At 65.0% G+C, this 19,948-nt stretch carries 19 protein-coding genes and 1 pseudogene; 11 read left to right on the forward strand and 9 right to left on the reverse strand.

All coding sequences use genetic code 11. The features are described 5' to 3' along the window. Window positions 1-19: 19 nt before the first annotated feature. Entirely contained in the window at window positions 20-718 is a 699-nt protein-coding gene (locus GGD67_RS31875) for a type 1 glutamine amidotransferase domain-containing protein (protein ID WP_018321280.1), read from the reverse strand. A 143-nt stretch (window positions 719-861) separates the two neighbouring features. Between GGD67_RS31875 and GGD67_RS31880 the strand changes: the two genes are divergently transcribed. The 5 genes from GGD67_RS31880 (at window position 862) to GGD67_RS31900 (ending at window position 4,791) form a co-directional block, all read left to right on the forward strand. Further along, window positions 862-1,365 carry a TetR/AcrR family transcriptional regulator gene (locus GGD67_RS31880; protein WP_018321281.1) on the forward strand — a complete coding sequence of 168 codons (504 nt, stop codon included), beginning with the start codon at window positions 862-864 and terminating at the stop codon, window positions 1,363-1,365. A 384-nt stretch (window positions 1,366-1,749) separates the two neighbouring features. Further along, window positions 1,750-1,929: a hypothetical protein gene (locus tag GGD67_RS31885; RefSeq protein ID WP_018321282.1), complete on the forward strand. Its 180-nt coding sequence runs from the start codon at window positions 1,750-1,752 to the stop codon at window positions 1,927-1,929. Window positions 1,930-2,103: 174 nt separating this feature from the next. After that, window positions 2,104-2,778: an FABP family protein gene (locus GGD67_RS31890; protein WP_179738375.1), complete on the forward strand. Its 675-nt coding sequence runs from the start codon at window positions 2,104-2,106 to the stop codon at window positions 2,776-2,778. Window positions 2,779-2,799: 21 nt separating this feature from the next. Further along, the gene (locus GGD67_RS31895; protein WP_179738377.1) at window positions 2,800-3,510 is read left to right on the forward strand and encodes a dihydrofolate reductase family protein; all 711 of its coding nucleotides are present in this window, start codon (window positions 2,800-2,802) and stop codon (window positions 3,508-3,510) included. A gap of 9 nt (window positions 3,511-3,519) precedes the next feature. Continuing rightward, entirely contained in the window at window positions 3,520-4,791 is a 1,272-nt protein-coding gene (locus GGD67_RS31900; protein WP_018321285.1) for an NAD(P)/FAD-dependent oxidoreductase, read from the forward strand. Window positions 4,792-4,821: 30 nt separating this feature from the next. Here the strand turns inward: GGD67_RS31900 and GGD67_RS31905 are convergent, their stop codons facing one another. Together GGD67_RS31905 and GGD67_RS31910 are read right to left on the reverse strand one after the other, a co-directional pair. Beyond that, entirely contained in the window at window positions 4,822-5,145 is a 324-nt protein-coding gene (locus GGD67_RS31905) for a hypothetical protein (protein WP_018321286.1), read from the reverse strand. 167 nt (window positions 5,146-5,312) lie between these two features. Further along, window positions 5,313-5,882 carry a cysteine hydrolase family protein gene (locus tag GGD67_RS31910; protein ID WP_179738379.1) on the reverse strand — a complete coding sequence of 190 codons (570 nt, stop codon included), beginning with the start codon at window positions 5,880-5,882 and terminating at the stop codon, window positions 5,313-5,315. Between the two features lie 248 nt (window positions 5,883-6,130). Between GGD67_RS31910 and GGD67_RS31915 the strand changes: the two genes are divergently transcribed. Next, window positions 6,131-7,957: a long-chain fatty acid--CoA ligase gene (locus tag GGD67_RS31915; RefSeq protein ID WP_179738381.1), complete on the forward strand. Its 1,827-nt coding sequence runs from the start codon at window positions 6,131-6,133 to the stop codon at window positions 7,955-7,957. A 64-nt stretch (window positions 7,958-8,021) separates the two neighbouring features. Then, window positions 8,022-9,611: pseudogene (locus tag GGD67_RS31920) on the forward strand (oleate hydratase); the annotation flags it as partial. Window positions 9,612-9,646: 35 nt separating this feature from the next. Here the strand turns inward: GGD67_RS31920 and GGD67_RS31925 are convergent. The 5 genes from GGD67_RS31925 to GGD67_RS31945 form a co-directional block, all read right to left on the reverse strand. Continuing rightward, window positions 9,647-11,503, reverse strand: a complete 1,857-nt coding sequence (locus GGD67_RS31925; RefSeq protein ID WP_018321289.1) for an ATP-binding protein — start codon at window positions 11,501-11,503, stop codon at window positions 9,647-9,649. A gap of 142 nt (window positions 11,504-11,645) precedes the next feature. Then, a complete protein-coding gene (locus tag GGD67_RS31930) occupies window positions 11,646-12,242 on the reverse strand; it encodes a hypothetical protein (RefSeq protein WP_179738386.1) in 597 nt (198 codons plus the stop codon). A 196-nt stretch (window positions 12,243-12,438) separates the two neighbouring features. Further along, window positions 12,439-13,752 (reverse strand): tetratricopeptide repeat protein, encoded by a 1,314-nt coding sequence (locus GGD67_RS31935; protein ID WP_179738387.1) that lies wholly within the window; start codon window positions 13,750-13,752, stop codon window positions 12,439-12,441. A gap of 16 nt (window positions 13,753-13,768) precedes the next feature. Beyond that, window positions 13,769-14,779 carry an aldo/keto reductase gene (locus GGD67_RS31940; RefSeq protein WP_179738390.1) on the reverse strand — a complete coding sequence of 337 codons (1,011 nt, stop codon included), beginning with the start codon at window positions 14,777-14,779 and terminating at the stop codon, window positions 13,769-13,771. A 313-nt stretch (window positions 14,780-15,092) separates the two neighbouring features. Further along, window positions 15,093-15,518, reverse strand: a complete 426-nt coding sequence (locus GGD67_RS31945; protein WP_179738392.1) for a PaaI family thioesterase — start codon at window positions 15,516-15,518, stop codon at window positions 15,093-15,095. 68 nt (window positions 15,519-15,586) lie between these two features. Here GGD67_RS31945 and GGD67_RS31950 point away from each other — a divergent pair, with 68 nt between their 5' ends. Further along, the gene (locus GGD67_RS31950; protein WP_409333965.1) at window positions 15,587-16,213 is read left to right on the forward strand and encodes an NUDIX hydrolase; all 627 of its coding nucleotides are present in this window, start codon (window positions 15,587-15,589) and stop codon (window positions 16,211-16,213) included. A gap of 56 nt (window positions 16,214-16,269) precedes the next feature. After that, on the forward strand, window positions 16,270-17,499 hold the full coding sequence (locus tag GGD67_RS31955) for a hypothetical protein (protein WP_179738396.1): 1,230 nt from the start codon (window positions 16,270-16,272) through the stop codon (window positions 17,497-17,499). Window positions 17,500-17,670: 171 nt separating this feature from the next. On the opposite strand, the gene GGD67_RS31960 is transcribed toward GGD67_RS31955, so the two are convergent. After that, window positions 17,671-17,988 (reverse strand): hypothetical protein, encoded by a 318-nt coding sequence (locus tag GGD67_RS31960; RefSeq protein WP_026202526.1) that lies wholly within the window; start codon window positions 17,986-17,988, stop codon window positions 17,671-17,673. Between the two features lie 194 nt (window positions 17,989-18,182). Here GGD67_RS31960 and GGD67_RS31965 point away from each other — a divergent pair, with 194 nt between their 5' ends. Continuing rightward, a complete protein-coding gene (locus tag GGD67_RS31965) occupies window positions 18,183-18,662 on the forward strand; it encodes a hypothetical protein (protein WP_177237020.1) in 480 nt (159 codons plus the stop codon). 178 nt (window positions 18,663-18,840) lie between these two features. Continuing rightward, window positions 18,841-19,788 (forward strand): TAXI family TRAP transporter solute-binding subunit, encoded by a 948-nt coding sequence (locus GGD67_RS31970; protein ID WP_179738398.1) that lies wholly within the window; start codon window positions 18,841-18,843, stop codon window positions 19,786-19,788. Window positions 19,789-19,948 lie beyond the last annotated feature (160 nt).

Raw genomic sequence — 19,948 nt, forward strand, 5'->3', positions numbered from 1 at the left:
GAGAGCACCCTTCGATGATTCAGGCGAGGCGGTTCGCGAGAGCTTCCGCAAGCGGCACGGCGGAGGCGGGGCTCTGACCTGTCATAAGCACGCCATCGACGACCACGTTCGGCTCCCAATTGGCCTTGCTCTGATATTTGGCTCCGCGATTCCTGAGCTCGTCCTCGAGCGAGAACAGAAGATGGTGCAACAGCTCGATTTCGGTGTCTTCCGCGTTCTTGAAGCCGGTCAGGTTCAGGCCGTTGACGAGATATTGGCCGTCGTCCTTCTTGACGTCGCGCAGGATAGCGGGCGCGTGGCAGACCATCGCGATGGGACGCTGCGCATTATGGAAGTCACGGATCAGCTTGATCGCGTAGGAATCCGACGCGAGATCCCAGAGCAGGCCATAGCCACCGGGGAAGAACACGGCATCGTACGTGCGGTAGTCGATATTGCGCAGCTTCCGGGTGTTGCGGGCAGCGAACATTGCGACCGGATCAGCGAGGAAGCGCTCGGTATATTCGGTGGTGAACGGCGACTTCATGCTGAGGAGGTCGATCGGCGCTTCGCCGCCCCGTGGGGAAGCAAAGACGACCTCAAAGCCGGCCTTGGTGAGGATGTAATAGGGGGCCGCCAGTTCGTGGAACCAGGTGCCCGTCTGCTTGCCGCTGATCCCCATCTCGTCGACCGACGACATGATGAGGAGGATGCGCTTTTGCCGATTGCCAGTGCCCATAAATTTTCCTTCAGGTGATCAGAGCTTTGCGGATATCTACCTGTCGGCAGGTAGATAATGATGACGCACATACAACTTGTCAGGCGCGATAGCAAGATCTACCTGTTAACAGGTAAGTGAACGACTTGGCAGACTGGAAGGCTATGACCGACACGGTGGAAGCGATCATGGACGCGACGGAGCGTCGAATCCGGGAGGCTGGCTATAGCGGCTTCAGTTTTCGAGAGGTCGCCGCCGACGTCGGGGTGAAGAGCGCGAGCATCTACTATCATTTCCCGACCAAGAGCGCGCTCGCGGCCGCTGTGGCTCGACGTTACAACCAACGCGTGGTCGCGGCCGCCGATGCCGGGGTCGCCGCCGGACAGAATGTGGTCCAGGCCTGGCGGGCGGTGTTTCGCAGCGCCCTCGATGATGGCGCCAAGATGTGCCTCTGCGGATCGCTCGGCGCTACCGTCCCCGACCTGGCGCCGGACGTGGCCCATGAGGTGCGGCAGTTTTTCCAGGCGGGCATCGCCAGCCTCGTCGCCGGCGGCCTCACCGAACAGCGTGCGACCCAGGTGCTCGCGACGCTCGAAGGCGCGATCCTGATGGCCAGCGCACAGGGCGATCCGACACTCTTCGACCGTGCAACCGAAGCGCTGGGTTGAGGCGGAGACGCGCCGACATCGAGGAGGGGGAAGCTCCATAGCGGCCTCCGACAAGGATTCGCGCTACACCGGAAACGTCAGCGAGTTCGCCAGCCTCACCCGGTCGACCGAGCGCCGGCAGCCGGTCTCTTTGAAGACATGAAAAGGTGGCTCTTCACGGTGCAGACGGACACGCCCAGCGTATTGCAGCAGCGTGGCACTCGCTGCGGGCTGGCGTTGAAGTCGCGGCGGCTCCTCTCGTGCCTCTTCCTCCGATCGAACGACGCACGGTCACCAGCAGGAGCGATGATCATCGCGTGACCGCTGACACATATCTTCCTCGCGGGTCGATCTAGCTTGCGGTCAGGTGGTTCGCAGTGATCCACCGGGAAGAGGACAAGACTTATGCGCAATACCATCCTTGTGGCCTTCGCAGCGATCACCTTGGCAAGCGTGGTGACACCCGCGAGCGCGCTGACCATCGTCCGCGATCATCGCGACCCGCCCATCGTGCGCGACCATCGCAATCAGACCATCGTCAGGGACCACCGCACGCAGCCCGAGGTCCGCGATCATCGCCACTAAACGTCCCGGCGGCGGAGCCGAACCGATCGGGTTCGGCTTCGTCGTCTTGTCGAAAAGCCCGACAATCGTCCCGCGCACAACGCCGGTGTCCATTCGCGATTGTGAGGCCTGAGCACGCGCCAGATTCCCGCCGCCATGCTATTGCTGCCTCCGCAACTTTCCCGCGAGGCCGCCATGCTTCCCATTCCCGCCGATATCTTCACCGAGCCCGAGGACGTCTCGCCCGACGGCCTTGCCAATCTCGGCCCGCTTCGCCGTCTCGCAGGGCATTGGCAGGCGGACAAGGGCATCGACATCAATCCGAAGGCGGAGGGGCCGGAGCGGCGGACCTTCATCGAGCGCATCCGCATGGATCCGATCGATCCGCAGGCCAACGGGCCGCAGCTGTTGTACGGGCTGCGCTATCACATCCACATCAACACGCCTGAGGAAGACATCACCTTCCACGACCAGGTCGGCTATTGGCTGTGGGAGCCCGCGACCGGCCTGATCATGCAGACGCTGGCGATTCCGCGCGGGCAGGTGCTGCTGGCCTCGGGCAACGCCGGGCCCGACGACAAGACGATCTCGGTCACCGCAAAGCGCGGCGACACCGCCTACGGGATCTGCTCGACCGACTTTCTGGAACAGGCCTTCCGCACCGACTCCTATCGCTGCGACATCACCTTCAACGACGACGGCAGCTGGACCTATCTGATCCAGACCGAGTTGTTCGTCCGCGGCGCGCCGTTCGACCATCGCGACACCAACACGCTGCAGCTCGTCGCGCCACCGAAGCTCAATCCGCTCGCGGTGATCGTGAACGATCGCGCCAGGAGCGATGAGAAGGGCGATGGGTCGGCAGTGTGAAGCGCGGCGTCGGAGAATCGCATGAAGCCCTATGTCATCTGTCTGATGCACTCCAGCCTCGACGGCCGCACGCATCCCAGCCGCTGGCGCCCGAAGGGGGCGGGCACGGACTGGTTCGAGAAGATCCATGACGAGCTCGGCGGCGATGCCTGGGTGATTGGCCGCGTTACCGGGTCGGAGTTCGCCAAGGGCCAGCCCTATCCCGCGACGACGAATGCGAAGCTGCCGCGTGAAAACTGGTTCGCGCGGCGTGATGCGAAAACCTATGGCGTCGTTCTCGATGCGCAGGGCAAGATCGGCTGGGGGCGCTCGGACATCGGCGGTGATCCGATCGTCGTCGTGCTGACCGAGAGCGTGCCGGATTCGCATCTCGCCGGCCTGCGCGGCGAGGGCGTATCCTACATCTTTGCCGGCAAGTCCGAGCTCGATCTGGCGCTGGCGCTGGACGTTCTCAGCCGTGAGTTGGGGGTGAAGCGGCTGCTGGTGGAGGGCGGCGGCGTCGCCAATGGCGCGTTCCTGCGTGCCGGTCTGATCGACGAGTTCAACCTGATTCTCAGCCCAGCGATCGATGGCGCAGAGGGCGCGCCCTTCGTGTTCTCTTCGACGGAGGCGGACAGCGACAAGCGCGCGCCGATCACGGCGATGACGCTGGAGAGTACGCGCCAGCTCGGCGGCGGTGTTCTGCTGCTGCGCTATCTGATCACGAACGATCCGCAAGCCGCGAGCCGGTAACGCGCGGCCATGCCCGAGACAACAGAGCATATCGTCATCGTCGGCGCCGGCGCGGCCGGCCTGATGGCGGCGCGCGAGCTGGCGCGGGCCGGCCGCAGGGTGACGGTGCTGGAGGCGCGCGAGCGCTGCGGCGGCCGCATCCTTCCGCTGCCGGTCTCGGAGTTCGGCTACCCCGCCGCGGGCGGCGCCGAATTTGTCCATGGCGAGGCGCCGGTCACGCGCGGATTGCTGCGCGAGGCCGGACTGTCCCTTCTCGAGATCGCAGGCGAGCAGTGGAGCTTTGACGGCACGGCGCTCTTGCGCGAGGAGCGCGACGATCCGCACGAGGCGGAGCTTCAGGCCGTGCTGAAGGACTTGAAGGACGATCTCTCCGTCGCCGAATTCCTGCGCCGGCATTTCGCCGGGGACGACTATGCGCCGATGCGCCAATCGATCGAACGGATGGTCGAGGGCTATGACGCGGCCGACCCCGAGCGCGCCTCGACGCTGGCGCTGCGCGAGGAATGGATGGATGGCGGACACGCGCCGCAGGCGCGCATCGATGGCGGCTATGGCGCACTGATCGACTTTCTGGCCGCCGATTGCCGCAAGTCTGGCGTGACCATCCATCTCGGCGCCGTAGTGTCGGCGATCGAGGAGGACGGTGACACGGCGGCGGTTCACTGCGGCGGCAGCGATGTCCACGCCTGCGATCGCGTGATTCTCACCGTGCCCCTGCCGCTGCTGCGCGAGATGGCTCTGCCGGCGAGTGCGCGCGCGAAGCTTGCTGCTGCTGATGACATCGGCTTCGGCAACGTCATCAAGATCCTGCTGCGGTTTGCGCGGCCGTGGTGGCGCGAGCGGCACCAGGATCTCGCAGCCATGACCTTTCTGTTGTCCGACCGGACCATCCCGGTGTGGTGGACGCAATATCCGAGCGGGCAGGCCGTGCTCACCGGCTGGTTGGGCGGCCCGCGCACGGCGGAGCTGGAAAGCCTCGATCCACAAGGACTGATCGCCGCCGGGCTCGATTCGCTCGCTGCCATCTTCAAGTTGCCGCGCGAGGACGTCGCGCGCGAGCTTGTGGCGGCCACGGCGACCAACTGGGCGCATGATCCCTTTGCCCGCGGCGCCTATTCCTGGGCGACGCCGCGGACGCGCGCGGCACAAGCGGTCCTCGCGCGTGCCGATGGCCTGGTGCTGTTCTCCGGCGAAGCTCTCTATCGCGGCCGTGACATGGGCACGGTGGAAGCGGCACTGGCGAGCGGTCAGGAGACGGCAGAGATGATTTTGCGGGGGTAAGAAAAAGGCCCGCATCGCGGGCCTTTCCTTTTACCAGCGTCCGCCGCCGAAGCTGAACGTCACGCCCGGACCGCCGCCGCCGTAATATCCGTACGGCCCGCCGCCGTAATAGCCGTGGTGCCGCGGGTAATAACCGTAGCTCCGGTAGTGCGGACGATAGTAGCCGTGATGGTGGTGATGATGGCGCCAGTGATGGTGATGGCGGTGGCCATGGTGCCGGTGCTGCGCGCTGATGTCGGTCGACTGGCCGGCTGGCGCGTTCTGCTTCGCGCCTGAATTATTGGCCGCGTTCGCCGCCGATCCGCCGGCAAGCGCCGCAGCACCGACCGCCATCGCGACAATGAGATACTTCATGGTGTCATCACTCCAGTTGAATGTCGTGTGACAACAGATGGGCGTCGGCTGCGTTCCGGCCAGTGCGGGCGTCGAAACGACGCAGTATCGCGACGTCCGATTCGCGCGCGTGAACGCACATCGTGAGATTTATTGTCGCATCATCCGCATTGATCGCATTGCTGCCATCACTTGGCCGCGAACGAGGCGAGCACGTCGTCGCTGGTGACGATGCGCGCGAACTCGCCGTTGAGGTTCGACAGCGTCATTGCATGGATCTCCTCGGCGGAATGCTTGTCGCCGTCGGGCCCGACGCGGTCGAACGTCCATGTCGCATCGCGCACGAGGTGCGCGTCGAACCCGAGATTACCGGCCATCCGCGTCGTCGTCTCCACGCAATGATTGGTGGTGGCGCCGCAGATCACGAGCGTACCGATGCCGGCCGCGCGCAGGCGCTTTTCCAGGTCGGTGCCGATGAAGGCGCTGTTGACGCGTTTGACGATGACAGTCTCTCCCGGCTGCTCGCGCGCCTCGTCCTTGACGGCGTAGCCGGAACGCGATGGCAGAAACGATGAATTCGGCTTCGTGCCTTCATGGCGGATATGAAAGATCGGCGCGCCGCGCGCTCTGAATGCCTGCAACAGACCGGCGATCCGCGCCACCGCATCCGGATTGTTGCGCCGCTGTCCCGCCGCCTCCCATTCGTCGAACGCGCGCTGGACGTCGACGACGATGAGAGCGGGGAGGGAGCGAGGCATGGAGGTGCTTTCGGTTTCTATTGCTGAGTCAATTATGCGAGGCGAAGATGACGACGGGCAATGTCAATCTTCCCTCGTTTCGAGCCCCCTAGCCCGGATGTGGATTGGGAAAGCCGTGGCGTTCGGAGAGCGCCGCGAGGAACGCGTCCTTGCATGGCCGCCTTGCTGAGGATCAAGGCGGCAAGGGCTGGCCGGCCTAGTGTCGAGGCACCAAATGGTTGGGAATCGATGAGATGCGAGAGGACGCCATGCCGGGGCCGACGATTCAACCGGACGGACTTGCCGGGATCAGGACGCTGCCGCAGCTGCTGCGCTGGCGCGCCAAGGCGACGCCGGCGGCGGAGGCTTACCGCCATTTCGATGCGACCGCGCAGCGCTGGGTCAGCCAGTCCTGGCGCGAGATCGATGCGCGATTCGAGCTGTGGCGGCGCGCGCTCGCCGCGGAGGAGTTCGCGCCGGGCGAACGCGTCGCCATCCTGATGCCGAACGGCATTGCGCATATCGCCATGGATCAGGCGGCGCTGTCGCGCGGCCTCGTGCCGGTGCCGATGCATGCCGTCGACAACCCCGACAGCATCGCCTACGTCCTCGTCGATTCCGGCGCGCTGCTCCTGTTCGTCGATACACTGGAGCGCTGGCAGGCGATCGTGGCGACCGGCCAGCCGCTCGACCATCTCAAGCGCGTCGTCTGCGCGGACGCAGGCGGGCTCATCACGCCGGACGCGCGCATCGTCGGGCTCGACCACTGGCTCGCACAAGCAGCAGGCGCGACCGCGCCGCTGCCCGATGTCGTGATCCAGCCGGACGATCTCGCCGCCATCGTCTACACCTCGGGCACGACCGGGCGGCCAAAGGGCGTGATGCTGTCGCACGGCAATGTCGTCGCCAATGTGAAGGCGATCGCGCGCCGCATCAAAGCCGAACCGCACGACGTCTTCCTGTCCTTCCTGCCGCTCTCGCACACCTTCGAGCGCACCGGCGGCTATTACTATCCGATCGCGGCCGGCGCCTGCGTCGCCTATGCCCGCTCGGTGCCGCAACTCTCGGAGGATCTGAAGCGTGTGCGGCCGACGGTGCTGGTCTCGGTGCCGCGGATCTACGAGCGCATCTACGCGCTGATCATGCAGCATCGCGCATCAGCTGGAAGTATCGAACGCGCGCTGCTCGACCTCACCATCGCCGTCGGCGGGCGCCGTTTCGATGCACGGCAGCGGCATGGCGTGCCGTCGCCGCTGGACCGGCTGGCCTGGCCGCTGCTCAAGCGGCTCGTCGCCGATAAGGTGCTGGCGCGACTCGGCGGCCGCCTGCGCGTCGCGGTCTCGGGCGGGGCGCCGATCGCGCAGCCCGTCATTCGCCTGTTTCTCGCGCTCGGGCTCGACGTCCTCCAGGGCTACGGCATGACCGAGACCTCGCCGGTGGTCTCGGTCAACACCATCGACGACAATGATCCGCACTCGGTCGGCCACGTCCTCGACGGCGTCGAGGTGAGGCTAGGCGAGAACGACGAATTGCTGGTGCGCGGCCCAAGCGTGATGCTCGGCTATTGGCACAAGCCGGACGAGACGCGCCGCGTCAAGGACGCCGACGGCTGGCTGCACACCGGCGATCAGGCCCGCATCGAGAACGGGCGTATCACCATCACCGGCCGCATCAAGGACATCCTGGTCACGTCGACCGGCGAGAAGATCGCGCCGGTGGATCTGGAGACCGCGATCCTCGCCGATCCCCTGTTCGAGCAGGCGCTGGTGGTCGGCGAGCAGCGGCCGTTCCTTACCGCGCTGGTCGTGCTGAATGCCAAGGCCTGGGTGCAGGAGAAGGAACGGTTAGCTGCCAGCGGCAAGCAAGGCGGCGCGGCGGAACGGGCCGCCCTGCTGGCCAGGATCGCCGCGGCCGTGAAGGCCTATCCGTCCTACGCGACGCCGCGCGCGGTGTGGTGGACGCTGGATCCGTGGACCATCGCGAGCGGCCTGCTTACGCCGACGCTGAAGAACAAGCGGCCCGCGCTCGAACGCCGCTTCGCAGACGAGATCGAGCACGTCTATGCGAAGAAGCCCGCGGCGATAACGCCGACGTGATTTCGTCTCCTCCCCCGCTTGATCCAGCGCAACTTCGGCCGCTGCCTCGCGATGCAATGTCGCTCGTGAATTCGAACGGCAGTCGAGGCAAGTCATGAAGGCGTATTTCATCGGCGGTGGCATTGGTTCGCTCGCGGGCGCGGCGTTCCTGATTCGCGACGCGCGGCAGCCGGGGCGTGACATCGTGATCTACGAGGCGCAGCCGCTGGTCGGCGGCAGCCTCGACGGCGCGCTGCTCGCGAACGGCGCCTATTCACTGCGCGGCGGACGCATGCTGACCACCGACCATTACGAATGCACTTGGGATCTGCTCTCCAGCATCCCTTCGCTCGAGCATCCCGGCCGCAGCGTGCGCGACGAGACCATCGCGTTCAACCTGGAGAACCCGGCGCACTCGCAGGCGCGGCTGGTCGATCGCAACCGTTTCAAGGTCGACGTCTCGCATATGGGCTTTTCCGCGCGCGACCGGCTCGAGCTGTTGCGGCTCACCGAGGCTTCGGAGGAGACGCTCGGCAACAGCCGCATCACCGACTGGCTCTCGCCAAAATTCTTCGATTCCAATTTCTGGTACATGTGGCAGACCACCTTCGCGTTCCAGCCCTGGCACAGCGCGGTCGAGCTGAAGCGCTATCTGCACCGCTTCATGAACGAGTTTCCGCGCATCGAGACGCTCGCCGGCGTCAAGCGCACCGTCTACAATCAATATGATGCGATCGTGCGGCCGCTTGCCGACTGGCTGAAGCGGCAGGGCGTGCAATTCGTGCGCGGGACCCGCGTCACCGACATGGCGATCGAGAGCGAGGACGGACGGTTGCGGGTGCGCCAGCTCGTGCTCGATCGCGACGGCCGCATCGCCAATGTCCGGCTCGAGGACGGCGATCTCGTGTTTTTCCAGAACGGCTCGATGACGGACGCCTCGAGCCTCGGCACCATGACCGAGCCGCCGCCGCATCTGACCAAGAAAGACAGCCAGGGCTGGGCGCTGTGGGAGACGATCGCGAAGGAGCGTCCCGAATTCGGCAATCCCGCCGCGTTCAACACCTCGATCCCTGAATCCTATTGGCTGTCCTTCACCGTCACCTGCCGCGATCCACTCTTCTTCGAGAAGATGGAGGCGTTCTCCGGCAACCGGGCCGGCACCGGCGGCCTCGTCACGTTCAGGGATTCCAACTGGTTGATGTCGGTCGTGCTCTATCACCAGCCGCATTTCTCAGGGCAACCGAACAATTTGCAGGTGTTCTGGGGCTATGCGCTACATCCCGACCGCGTCGGCAATTTCGTTGCCAAGCCAATGTCCGATTGCGGCGGCGCGGAGATCCTGAAGGAGCTGTGCGGCCATTTGAATTTCGATTCGAGCGTGTTCGCGGATGCGATCTGCGTTCCCTGCCGCATGCCTTACATCACCAGCATGTTCATGCCGCGCAATCTGGCCGACCGGCCGCTGCCGGTGCCGAAGAATTCGGTCAACCTCGCTTTCGTCAGCCAGTTCGTCGAAATCCCCGACGACGTCGTGTTCACGGTCGAGTATTCGGTGCGCGCGGCGCAGATGGCGGTCTATCAGCTCATGAAGATCGATCGCCCGGTACCGCCGGTCACGCGTCACGACAAATCGCTCGCGGTGATCTTCGCAACGCTGGAAAAGGCGTTCGCGTGACGGCTGGCCAGCGTCGCTGGCGCCTGCGATAGGAGCTATCGCAACGCTGCCAGCGGCAGGCTAACGTGAAAGACGGCGCCCCCTGACGGCGCGTTCTCTGCCCAGATGCGCCCGCCATGCGCCTCGACGATGGTATGGGCGATCGAGAGGCCGATTCCCATGCCTTGGGTCTTGGTCGTGAAGAACGGCTCGAAGATCTCCGTCATCTTCTCCGCCAGGATCCCGTCGCCGGCATCGGCGACCGAGACGAGGGCCACATTACCGTCGGCAAGACTGGTTCGGCCGATGACGCGGCGCCGCTTGTCCGGGAGATGCGCCACGGCATCGATGCCGTTCACGACGAGATTCAGGATGGCCTGCTGGAGCTGAACCTTATCGCCCTTAACGCGGATATCCGCGGATGAGGGTTCGGTCATGAGTGCGACGTCGTGGGTCAGGGCCTGCACGGAGAGGAATCGAAACACCTCGCCAACCATCGCATTGAGATCGAGCTCGCGCCGTTCGGTCGGGTCTCGCTTCAGAAACGAGCGCAGCCGGCTGATGACGTCGGCGGCCCGCTGATCGTCCCGGCGAATGTGGTCCAATAAGTCCCCGATCTCGCCGAGGTCGGGCGCCGGATTCCGCAAGATCTGCTGGGCCGTCTCGGCATTGATCAGGATGGCGGCGAGCGGCTGGTTCAGCTCGTGGGCGAGCGAGGCGGACATCTCACCCGCGGTGGCGCGGCGATTCATGTGGGCGAGCTCCGACATGCGTTGCCGCGCCTCGACCTCGGCCACGAAGCGCAAGCGGCGCTCGCGCAGCAGAATGGCGATCATCAGCGCCTGCACCAGAACGACACTGGCGACGATGGTGGCGTGCCAGTGATACCTCTCCCAGAAGGTTGGTTCACGGAAACGCACCTCGCTGCCGGGAGGCAGATGGGCCTCGTCCACGTTCCAGCGTTTCAGCTCCCGCCAGTCGAAGATCGGCTTCACGTTATTCCCGCCGAAGGGGACGATGCTCGACGGGGCCTCGCCGCCGAGAATCCGCATGGCGACTTCGCCGGCTTCCCGTCCGATCATTTCGGGCAGCAGCAGGAAGCCGCCCACGCCCGAGCGCCCGAGGAACGTATCGGACGTGATGATGATCGGGCGGTTGGCGCTCTCGGCGATGCGTGCGAGCGCGGCGGCCGGGGAATAATAGGTGCCTTCGCCGTCGGAATACATCGCCGAGGTCAAGATCGCGGAGCGGGCGGGCAGGGACGCGACGTGAGCGCGGACCTCGCGCAGCACCGCGCCCGACAGATCGGTGACTTCGAGGTCGGGCATTGCCGCCGCGAAGTCCTGCTTCCAGTGTCCGTATGTCAGCGGATTCTTCCAGGCCTCGCCGACGAGAACGACCCGGTTGAGGTCGGGAACGACAGCGCGGGCTGCGGTCAGCAGCTGCGCCGGTCTCACCCGTGTGAAGACGGTCGTCGTGTTGGGCAGGAACAGCGCGCGCGTCTCGGGCAGATCGGGCACGAAGCCGTAGACGACCGGTGCATCTGGCCAGATCTCCTGCTTGCGCTTCCGAAGGAATTTCGCCGATGAAACTCCGATCGAAACGATGACGTCGATCGGCTGCTGCGCATATTTGGTCTTGAAGTGACCGACCAGGCTCTCTTCGTAGTCCGGTCCCGGGAAGCGGGCGAGATCGAGGCTCTCGCCGTAGGTCACCGTGTGACTCGTCCCGTTCGGCTTCGCGACGGCGCGGATGCCGGCAAATATCTCGGAATAGAAGGGCGAGCGAAAATCAGCCTCTTCCAGAACCAGGATCGAACGCTGCCGCTTGCCGTCGGCCGCGATGCATTCACGCGACAGGCTTGCGAGGAGGAAGATGAACAGGATGCGCATGAGCCCGGTGATCATACGCATTGCCGGGCTCTCGGCCCCGCCTCCAGTTGCAATCGGGCCTCCTCGGTGAGGACGCGCGCGAGAGCATACAAGCCGGACCTGGAGTTTCAAACGGAAGGATGCGCTTTCACTTCGCCGACACAGCAGGCGAGACGAAGTGCCGCTACTTGAACGGATCCTGGATCGAGGGCAGCGATTGCCGGATGCGGCGCACGCTCACCGGCGTACCGTCGGAGACGAACAGCAGTTCATATTGCCGGCCCTCACTGTCGGTGGCGGAGCAAGTGATGTCGGTCACCTTCCTGGCGGCGAAATTGCCGGTCTGGCGGCAGAGGCCGGTGGAGGTCTGCTCGGCCGGCACCGGCAGGCCGTCGACCCTGGGCCGGTCCTTGGAGTTGAGCAGCATGCGGTCGATCGGCAGCTCGTAGGAATTGTCGTCGGCGCGCTTGCCGTTCTCGCCGGAGAACGACACGACGTGGCTGTCGTCGGAGGGATCGTCGACCGCGACCGCGAAATTGACCCGGCCCTTGTCGCCGTGGGCGTAGGCCACCGTCTTGCAGGCGAAGGTGCGCCCGGCAACCTTGAAGGTCTTGCAGTGGCCGGACATCAGCGCCAGCAGGTCGATGAAGGCATTCTGCGGCGCCGGCGGGTTGTTGACCGGGATCGGCTTGGAAGTTTCGGCAAAACAAGGACTTGCCAACGCGGCAAGGGTCGCGGCGAAGACTAGCGTGGCGGCCAGAAGCGGTCGGCAGAGGCGCATTGGAAGGCTCACGTGCCAGGGAACCACGGTCGGGTTCCGCACCATAACGATCGAACCGCAAATTGGTTGCGATCGCGTTTGTCCTGCAAGTCCCGCCTGGAATACCACCGCGCCACCCCGACGACGATTCGCCTACATCGCCCAAACCGTCCCGCCGGCACTTGCCGTCAGGCCGGTGTTTTTTTCGTGGCGAAGTCTAGCCCATTGCCGCCTGCCAGCGCGCATCGCGAAGTGAGGGTCGGCGGTGCAGGCGGGCGTCCAGCACGGCGCGGGCGCGGGCCAGCTCGCCGCTGCGCATCAGGGCGACGATGTAGGTGTCCTCGACCAGCTCGCGCTGGGCATGGCTGCCGCCGATCCGTACGACCTCGCCGAGGACCGGCGCCAGCGTTTGCACGCATGAGGCGTAATCCTCATCCGCAAAGGCCGCCAGCGCGCGGAAGATCGCCGGCACCACGAGGCCGGCCGGCAGCTTGCCCTCGGCGAGGCGCTGCTCGATGGCCGCAAGGCGTGTGGTGAGCGCCGCGTGATTCTGCGTCGCTGCCGCGAACAGCGCCATGTGGACATCGGCAAAGGACAGGCTCGATTTCGGAAACAGTTTTTTCGCGGTGGCGTCGGCGTCGAGCCACAGCTCCCTCGGCACGGAATGGCCGTAAGCCGACAGGCGCCACAGCAGCGAGGCGGCATCGGTGATGACGTTGAGCGGCGGCGCCTGCGTGACTGATGGCTGAAGCACGTCGGCATAGATCGCGAGCGCGCGAGCCGCATCGCCATGCTCGAGCGCGCCGAGCGCCTGGTGCCATTTGATATGGCCGTGCAGAATTCCGGCGCGGTCGTAAGAGGGGATCCAGTCGTCGACGAGGCGGTCGGCCGCCTCGATCGAGCCGTCCTCAAACATTGCATGCAGCACCGCGTGTGCGGCGTGGGCATTCTGACGGCGTAAATTGAAGCCGCGCTCGGTCATGGCGCGACCGCGTGCGACGTCGCCGTTCTCGGTCATCGCCCAGCCCGCCATGGTCAGGAACCACCAATCCTCGCCATAATGCTGCGCAAGCGGCTCGCACAGCTCATGCCGCGCCCGGTCGTGGTCGGCCATGCCGGAGAAGGCGAACAGGCCGAACGCGCCGAGCGGCAGCGACAGCACCAATGCGTCGCGCGGCCAGCTCTCGATATGCCTCAGCGTCGATGCGATCGCCTCCGGCAGCCGGCCCTCGATCGCCAGCGCCAGCGTCTCGACATGCGAGCGCTCGCGCTCTGTGCCGCGCTTGGCGACCAGCTCGCGCGCGAGCGCCGCCTTTTGCCGTGCCAGATCGCCCTGCTGGTAGAAAGCGTGCACGCGGGCGCGGGCGATATGGGGAAGCGCGAACTCCGGATCAGTCGCCATCGCGCGCTCCAGCATCTCCGCCATGCCGGTCCAGCCCGCGAGCATGAGGTCGACACCTTCGCGATAGGCGCCAGCGGCCGCATCGGATGCGGTAGAGAGCGGCAGGCCGTAGCGGTCTTCAAGCGCCATCATTGATCTCCCGGTCTCACGCCGTCCGCGCGCGGCGGCCTTCGATCGGGTAGGCGGGATCGTTGTAGCCCGGCGTCGAGGGGTGGCCCGGCACGACCAGCCGATCGATCAGCGCCTCGTCATCCCCAGTGAAGCGGTAGTCGAGCGCGCTGATGTAGCCATCCCATTGCTCCTCGGTGCGGGGACCTGCGACGATCGAGGAGACGAAGGCGGAGTTGAGCACCCAGGCAACCGCGAACTGGCCGGCGGTGATGCCCTTTTTCTCGGCGTGAGTCTTGATCTCCTGCGCAAGCTGGAGCGATTCCGGCCGCCATTCGGTCTGCATCATGCGGGTGTCGTTGCGGCCGGCGCGCGTCTCCTTGTCGGGCGCGGCATCCGGCTTGTACTTGCCGGTGAGCACGCCGCGCGCCAGCGGGCTGTAGGGCACGATGCCGAGACCGTAATAGGAGCAGGCCGGAAAGTGCTCGACCTCGGGCATGCGGTTCATCGCGTTGTAATAGGGCTGGCTCACCACGGGACGGTCGATGCCGAGCCGGTCGCAGATGTTGCAGATCTCGGCGACCCGCCAGGCGCGGTAGTTCGAGACGCCGAAATAGCGCACCTTGCCGACGCGGATCAAATCGCCCATCGCGCGCACCGTCTCTTCCAGCGGTGTCGAATGGTCTTCCTTGTGCAGATAGTAGATGTCGATGTGGTCGGTGCCGAGCCGCGCTAAGCTTTCGTCGGCGGCCTGCAGCACCCAGCGCCGTGACAGGCCGCCGCGATTGGGATCGTCGCCCATGGGGTTGGCGAGTTTGGTGGCGAGCACCCAGGCGTGACGGTTGCCCGCGATCGCACGGCCGACGACCTCCTCGGAGCCGCCCTTTGAGTAAGCGTCGGCGGTGTCGATGAAGTTGATGCCGGCGCCATGCGCTTTGTCGACGATCCGCTTTGACGTGGCTTCATCGGTGGGGCCACCGAACATCATGGTGCCCAGACAGATCGGCGACACTTTCAGGCCGCTGCGGCCGAGCTGACGGTATTGCATGGGCGGGTCCTCGATATCTTTATGGAGATCAGCATAGCCAGCTACAGTCGTCATTGCGAGCGCAGCGAAGCAATCCAGAGATGCGTCCGCGGATAGATGCTGGATTGCTTCGTCGCAAGAGCTCGTCGCAATGACGCGTGGCGGAAACTGCCCGCCATCCTCACAACTGTCATCGCCCGACCTGATCGGGCGATCCAGTATTCCAGAGACGGCTATGGTTGAGCCGAGAGGCTGCGGCGTACTGGGGCGCCCGGTCAAGCCGGGCGACGACGGCGGCGTGTGTGGAGGGCTGCGGGGGCAGCCCGACGGCGCGCTAACCCGGCCCCTTCAAAATCTTGAACACGCCATTCGCCATCACGATGCAGCGACCATCCACCGTCACTTCCGTGCTCATGAAGATCAGGCTGCGGGTCGAGCGCACGACGCGCGGGCGGGAGATCAGGATGTCGCCGATCTGGCCGGCCTCGACGAAGTGGGTGTCGAGCTGCACCGTCGCCATGAACTCCTTGCCGGAGACATAGCGGGCGGTCATGCCGCAGGTGCGGTCGGCAAAGGTCATCATCACGCCGCCCTGGACCATGCCGCGACGATTGTGGTGCTTGTCCTCGGTCGCGAGTGCGAATTCGTGATGACCGTCGACCTTGCGCTCCCACAAGGGGCCGATCAGGTGCAGGAAGCCCGTGGTCTCCAGGATGCTCCAGCCGTCTGATTTGAGCCTTGCGGCGGCCTTGTTGGTCATGTCGTCGTCCATTCAGGTGCGGGCCTTGCGATCTCGTTTCATCGGGGCCGGACGTGGTGTAGTCAAGCATCATGAGACCGTTCGATGATGCCACACGGCGGAATATCGCGAATGCCTGCGCGGCCTTCATGCGGCTGCCGGCGGGTGAAGTGCCGACGACGCTGAAGCGTGCCGCGGTGTCAGTTGTGCTGACCGCGAGCGAGGGCGATGACACCGCATTCCTGCTCACGCTGCGCGCATCGCACCTGCGCGCCCATCGCGGCCAATGGGCGCTGCCGGGCGGCCGCTGCGATGCCGGCGAGACGCCGGTCGAGGCGGCGCTGCGCGAGCTCGACGAGGAGCTTGGCCTCCGCCTCACCGGCGCGCAGGTGCTCGGTACGCTCGACGATTACCCGACCCGCTCCGGCTATCTGATCACGCCCGTCGTGGTCTGGGCCGCCGACAGTGCCGCAATCAGGCCGAACCCCGACGAGGTGGCTTCGGTCCATCGCATTGCGCTCGACACCATCGAGCGCGACGACGCCTTCGATTTCGTCGCCATCCCCGAAAGCGCGCGCCGCGTGATCCGTTTCCATCATCAGGAAAGCCTGATCCACGCGCCGACCGCGGCCCTGATCTACCAGTTCCGCGAGGTGCTTGCGGGCCGGCATACCCGCGTGGCGGAGCTGGAACAACCGGTGTTCGCCTGGAAGTGACGATGGTAAACGGCGCGTTAACGTGACGGTTACCGGATGCCTGCTAAGAGGGCAGCATGCATCATTCGATTCGAAACAGCCTCTCTCGAAATCGCCTTGCGCTGGTTCCACTCGCACTCGTCCTGCTCGCGCCCGCCGCGCGTGGCGGCGAGATCGACGCGCTGCCGCCTGCCGTCCGCGATGCCAACGCCCAGTTGCTGTCGCAATTCTTCGCGCAAGGCGGCGCGTCCCCGGCGGTGCTCGAATATCGCCGCAAGCTCGCAGAATATCAGGCGGCGCGCGCGGCCTTCGACGCCGAGGCCGGCGCCTATTGGAGCCAGATCTCCGAGAAGCGGAAAGGCCGCAATGCCAAGCGGCGCAGCGGGCAGCAGGTGACGCTCGACGACTACGTGCTGGAGCATCCGCCGCTCTATAACGGGCCGAAGAAGCCGGTGAATCCGGAGCCGGAGGAAACGCCGGACCGCCCCCCCAGAAAACCGATTCCCGTGGTTGCCGATTTCCTGCGCGCGGCGCAGGAGCTCTACCAGTTCACGCCGCAGCGCCCGGCGAGCGAGATCGAATTCAAGCGCGCCTATGCGCGCTATGCGCTCGCCTCCGGGCTGACGCGCGAGCAGGCCGTGCGGGTCTATTCGTTCGAGACCGGCGGCACCGGCAGCCACGACGTGCAGGCGGGAATCGAGCATGGCGGCAAGCGCGCGATCTCGACCGCGATGGGCTACAACCAGCTCCTGACCACCAACAGCGTCGAGCTGCTCGCCGAGCAGGGCCACGAACTCATTCGCGCGCTCTCCGAGAAGGTGGCGCGGACATCAGGACCGGCGCGCCAGTCGCTCGAGCACAAGCTCGTCGTGCTGAAGAAAATGGTGGCGCATGCGAAGTCGGTGCCCGATACCTGGTCGGAGCACGAGAAGATCGGCAACACCGCGCAGGGCTGGGCCATGCACGCGATGGTGCTCGACATCGACGTCGGTCCGATGCTGCAGACCCACAAGCTCCTGACTTCGGTGCTGTTCGCCCGCGCCAAGGGCTACACCCGTCCGCTGACCGCGGCCGAGCTCGAGATGATGAACCTCACCGGCGACGGCACCGGCCTCGACATGGTGACGATGCCGCAGGCGATGCGCGAGCAGGTGCCGACCTCGAACTTCTTCCAGCGCGGCGGCTACGAGCGCAACCCGGTCGCGATCCGCCACAACACGGTGGCCAAGCTGCTGGCGGTGACGGACGATCGGATGGATTCGAACAGCAGCAAACCCGGCGCAAGGGAATTGGCGGGCGCGTTTTAGGGAGCTGGCGAGCTGCCGTAGGGTGGGCAAAGCGACTTGTCCGCCATAGCTCGAAGAGCGGCGGCGCAAGCGTGCCCACGCACCTTTCGCGATAGGGAGAGATGGTGGGCACGGCGCTACGCGCCTTTGCCCACCCTACGGCAGCTTCGTTCGTGGTGAGAGCCGCCGCTCCTACTGATCCGGGCCGAACTTGAACTTGCCGTCGCCTTCCAGATAGGGGCCGCTGCGCATGTAGAGCTGGCCGTTATGGCCGATGAAGAACAGCGTGCCCTTCGGGACTTTCTTGGCGCCCTTCAAGAGCTCGCCGGCGTTGCTGGTGCCCATCTTGTAGGAAAAGGTCTTGCCTTCCCTGTCATAGGCGTAGCCGGTGTCGGGCTTGAGCTCCCACGGCGTTGCCGGGGTTTGTGCGCATGCGGGCGCGGCGAATGCGCCGAGCACCGTCACGAGTGCAGCCGAAACAAGTGCAAATGTCTTGGTTGAAAATGCCATCATCCATCCTCCCCGTCGCTGGGGTACCCGGCTTGAACAAATCACGAACGGCGTATCCGGGTCAATTTGCGAAAGCGCCGCAGCGCATCACGTCTTGCCCAGCAGTTTGTGATTTTCCCTTCGTCCCCTCGCGACTATGTTCCGCTTTCCGTCTAGAACGCAACTCGACAAAATTATTGGTGGGGATGATTCGGATGCGCCATGTGATTAAACTTTGCTGGGCTGCTGTATTGTCGTTGACGGCGTTGGCGCCGGCCGCCCGGGCCGATGATTACCAGCTCAGCCACAACCAGCGCATTTCGTGCAGCCGCGGCCTTGCCCCGGGCAAGCTGAACACGGCGACCTGCAAGTCCTACACCTATCTGTTCAACACCAAGACCTCGGAATATTTCCGCTGCCAGGTCTCGCTGGCGCTGACCCGCGACAACAAGGAAGTCATCAACGTCCAGACCGACGGCGGCTGCATCAAGAAGCCGCGCATCTTCGAGACCGACGGCAAGTATGATTTCGACGCGACCGAGACCGAGCCGCCGAACACCAACTCGTTCTTCGGCCCCGGCGGCTATTCGGTGTGGGCGGCCGATGTCAGCGCGCAGAAGGTGCGCGGCTGCATCATCATCTCCTCCGGCCTCGGTTCCGACATCTCCAAGTGCCTGGACATGACGTTCCAGTGAAACGTCGATGGCGATGGCGCCGCTCCGGACTACGGCTGCGCCACCTCGCCGCACCCACAGGTTCCCAAAAACCCAGCCGGATCGGCCGTTTACCGCAGTCCTGTTTTGTCTTTTGGATGGGTTGACCCGCATCCCTCATCCGGCCAATTTCGCCGCCGGTTTGGGGAGAACAACAACCATGAAACGGACCATTTTCGGCGCGGCCGCGGCTCTTGCTCTGGCGGCGTCGGCACCTTGCGCGCAGGCGCAATCCTTCATCAACGTGCTGACCGGCGGCACCTCCGGCGTCTATTATCCGCTCGGGGTCGCGATCGGGAAGATCTACGGCGACAAGATTCCGAACGTGAAGACGCAGGTGCAGGCCACCAAGGCGTCGGTCGAGAATTTGATCCTGCTGCAGCAGGGCCGCGGCGAGTTGGCGTTCACGCTCGGCGATTCGCTCAAGGCCGCCTGGGACGGCGAGGAAGAGGCGGGCTTCAAGACCAAGCTCGACAAGCTCAGGACCATCGGCGCGATCTATCCGAACTACATCCAGATCGTCGCGACCACCGAGTCCGGCATCAAGACGCTGGCCGACCTCAAGGGCAAGAGCCTCTCTGTCGGTGCGCCTAAGTCGGGCACCGAGCTGAATTCGCGTGCGATCCTGGCCGCCGCCGGCATGAGCTACAAGGATCTCGGCAAGGTCGAATATCTGCCGTTCGCCGAATCCGTCGACCTCATGAAGAACCGCCAACTTGCAGCGACGCTGCAATCGGCTGGCCTCGGCGTCGCCTCGCTGAAGGACCTTTCGACCTCGAGCCCCATCACGGTGGTGTCGGTGCCGAAGGAAACCGTCGACAAGATCGGCCCGCCCTTCGTCTCCGCGATCATTCCGGCCAACACTTATACCGGCCAGGACAAGGACGTGCCGACGGCGGCCGTGATCAACTATCTCGTCACGAGCTCCGCGGTGTCGGACGATCTCGCCTATCAGATGACCAAGCTGGTCTTCGAATCGCTGCCGGAACTGCAGAACGCGCATGCGGCCGGCAAGGAGATCAAGCTCGAGACCGCGGCCAGCGGCAGCCCGGTTCCGCTGCACCCCGGCGCGATTCGCTATTACAAGGAAAAAGGGCTGATCAAGTAAGACGCGCTCTACCCGCGAACGTGATGCCCGGGCTTGTCCCGCCTGCGCGGCCGAAGCCGCTTCGGCGAGGCGAAGGCCCGGGCATCCACGTTCTTGGAGACACCGTAAGACGTGGATGGCCGGGACAAGCCCGGCCATGACGGTGTGGTGAGCAATGCCT

Source organism: Bradyrhizobium sp. IAR9, from assembly GCF_013408065.1.
Taxonomy (GTDB): domain Bacteria; phylum Pseudomonadota; class Alphaproteobacteria; order Rhizobiales; family Xanthobacteraceae; genus Bradyrhizobium.

What these genes read in the sequence shown, in the direction of transcription:
- GGD67_RS31875 (WP_018321280.1), bottom strand. Translation starts at nt 718, where the DNA reads ATGGGCACTGGCAATCGGCAAAAGCGCATCCTCCTCATCATGTCGTCG.
- GGD67_RS31880 (WP_018321281.1), top strand. Translation starts at nt 862, where the DNA reads ATGACCGACACGGTGGAAGCGATCATGGACGCGACGGAGCGTCGAATC.
- GGD67_RS31885 (WP_018321282.1), top strand. Translation starts at nt 1,750, where the DNA reads ATGCGCAATACCATCCTTGTGGCCTTCGCAGCGATCACCTTGGCAAGC.
- GGD67_RS31890 (WP_179738375.1), top strand. Translation starts at nt 2,104, where the DNA reads ATGCTTCCCATTCCCGCCGATATCTTCACCGAGCCCGAGGACGTCTCG.
- GGD67_RS31895 (WP_179738377.1), top strand. Translation starts at nt 2,800, where the DNA reads ATGAAGCCCTATGTCATCTGTCTGATGCACTCCAGCCTCGACGGCCGC.
- GGD67_RS31900 (WP_018321285.1), top strand. Translation starts at nt 3,520, where the DNA reads ATGCCCGAGACAACAGAGCATATCGTCATCGTCGGCGCCGGCGCGGCC.
- GGD67_RS31905 (WP_018321286.1), bottom strand. Translation starts at nt 5,145, where the DNA reads ATGAAGTATCTCATTGTCGCGATGGCGGTCGGTGCTGCGGCGCTTGCC.
- GGD67_RS31910 (WP_179738379.1), bottom strand. Translation starts at nt 5,882, where the DNA reads ATGCCTCGCTCCCTCCCCGCTCTCATCGTCGTCGACGTCCAGCGCGCG.
- GGD67_RS31915 (WP_179738381.1), top strand. Translation starts at nt 6,131, where the DNA reads ATGCCGGGGCCGACGATTCAACCGGACGGACTTGCCGGGATCAGGACG.
- GGD67_RS31925 (WP_018321289.1), bottom strand. Translation starts at nt 11,503, where the DNA reads ATGCGTATGATCACCGGGCTCATGCGCATCCTGTTCATCTTCCTCCTC.
- GGD67_RS31930 (WP_179738386.1), bottom strand. Translation starts at nt 12,242, where the DNA reads ATGCGCCTCTGCCGACCGCTTCTGGCCGCCACGCTAGTCTTCGCCGCG.
- GGD67_RS31935 (WP_179738387.1), bottom strand. Translation starts at nt 13,752, where the DNA reads ATGGCGCTTGAAGACCGCTACGGCCTGCCGCTCTCTACCGCATCCGAT.
- GGD67_RS31940 (WP_179738390.1), bottom strand. Translation starts at nt 14,779, where the DNA reads ATGCAATACCGTCAGCTCGGCCGCAGCGGCCTGAAAGTGTCGCCGATC.
- GGD67_RS31945 (WP_179738392.1), bottom strand. Translation starts at nt 15,518, where the DNA reads ATGACCAACAAGGCCGCCGCAAGGCTCAAATCAGACGGCTGGAGCATC.
- GGD67_RS31955 (WP_179738396.1), top strand. Translation starts at nt 16,270, where the DNA reads ATGCATCATTCGATTCGAAACAGCCTCTCTCGAAATCGCCTTGCGCTG.
- GGD67_RS31960 (WP_026202526.1), bottom strand. Translation starts at nt 17,988, where the DNA reads ATGGCATTTTCAACCAAGACATTTGCACTTGTTTCGGCTGCACTCGTG.
- GGD67_RS31965 (WP_177237020.1), top strand. Translation starts at nt 18,183, where the DNA reads ATGCGCCATGTGATTAAACTTTGCTGGGCTGCTGTATTGTCGTTGACG.
- GGD67_RS31970 (WP_179738398.1), top strand. Translation starts at nt 18,841, where the DNA reads ATGAAACGGACCATTTTCGGCGCGGCCGCGGCTCTTGCTCTGGCGGCG.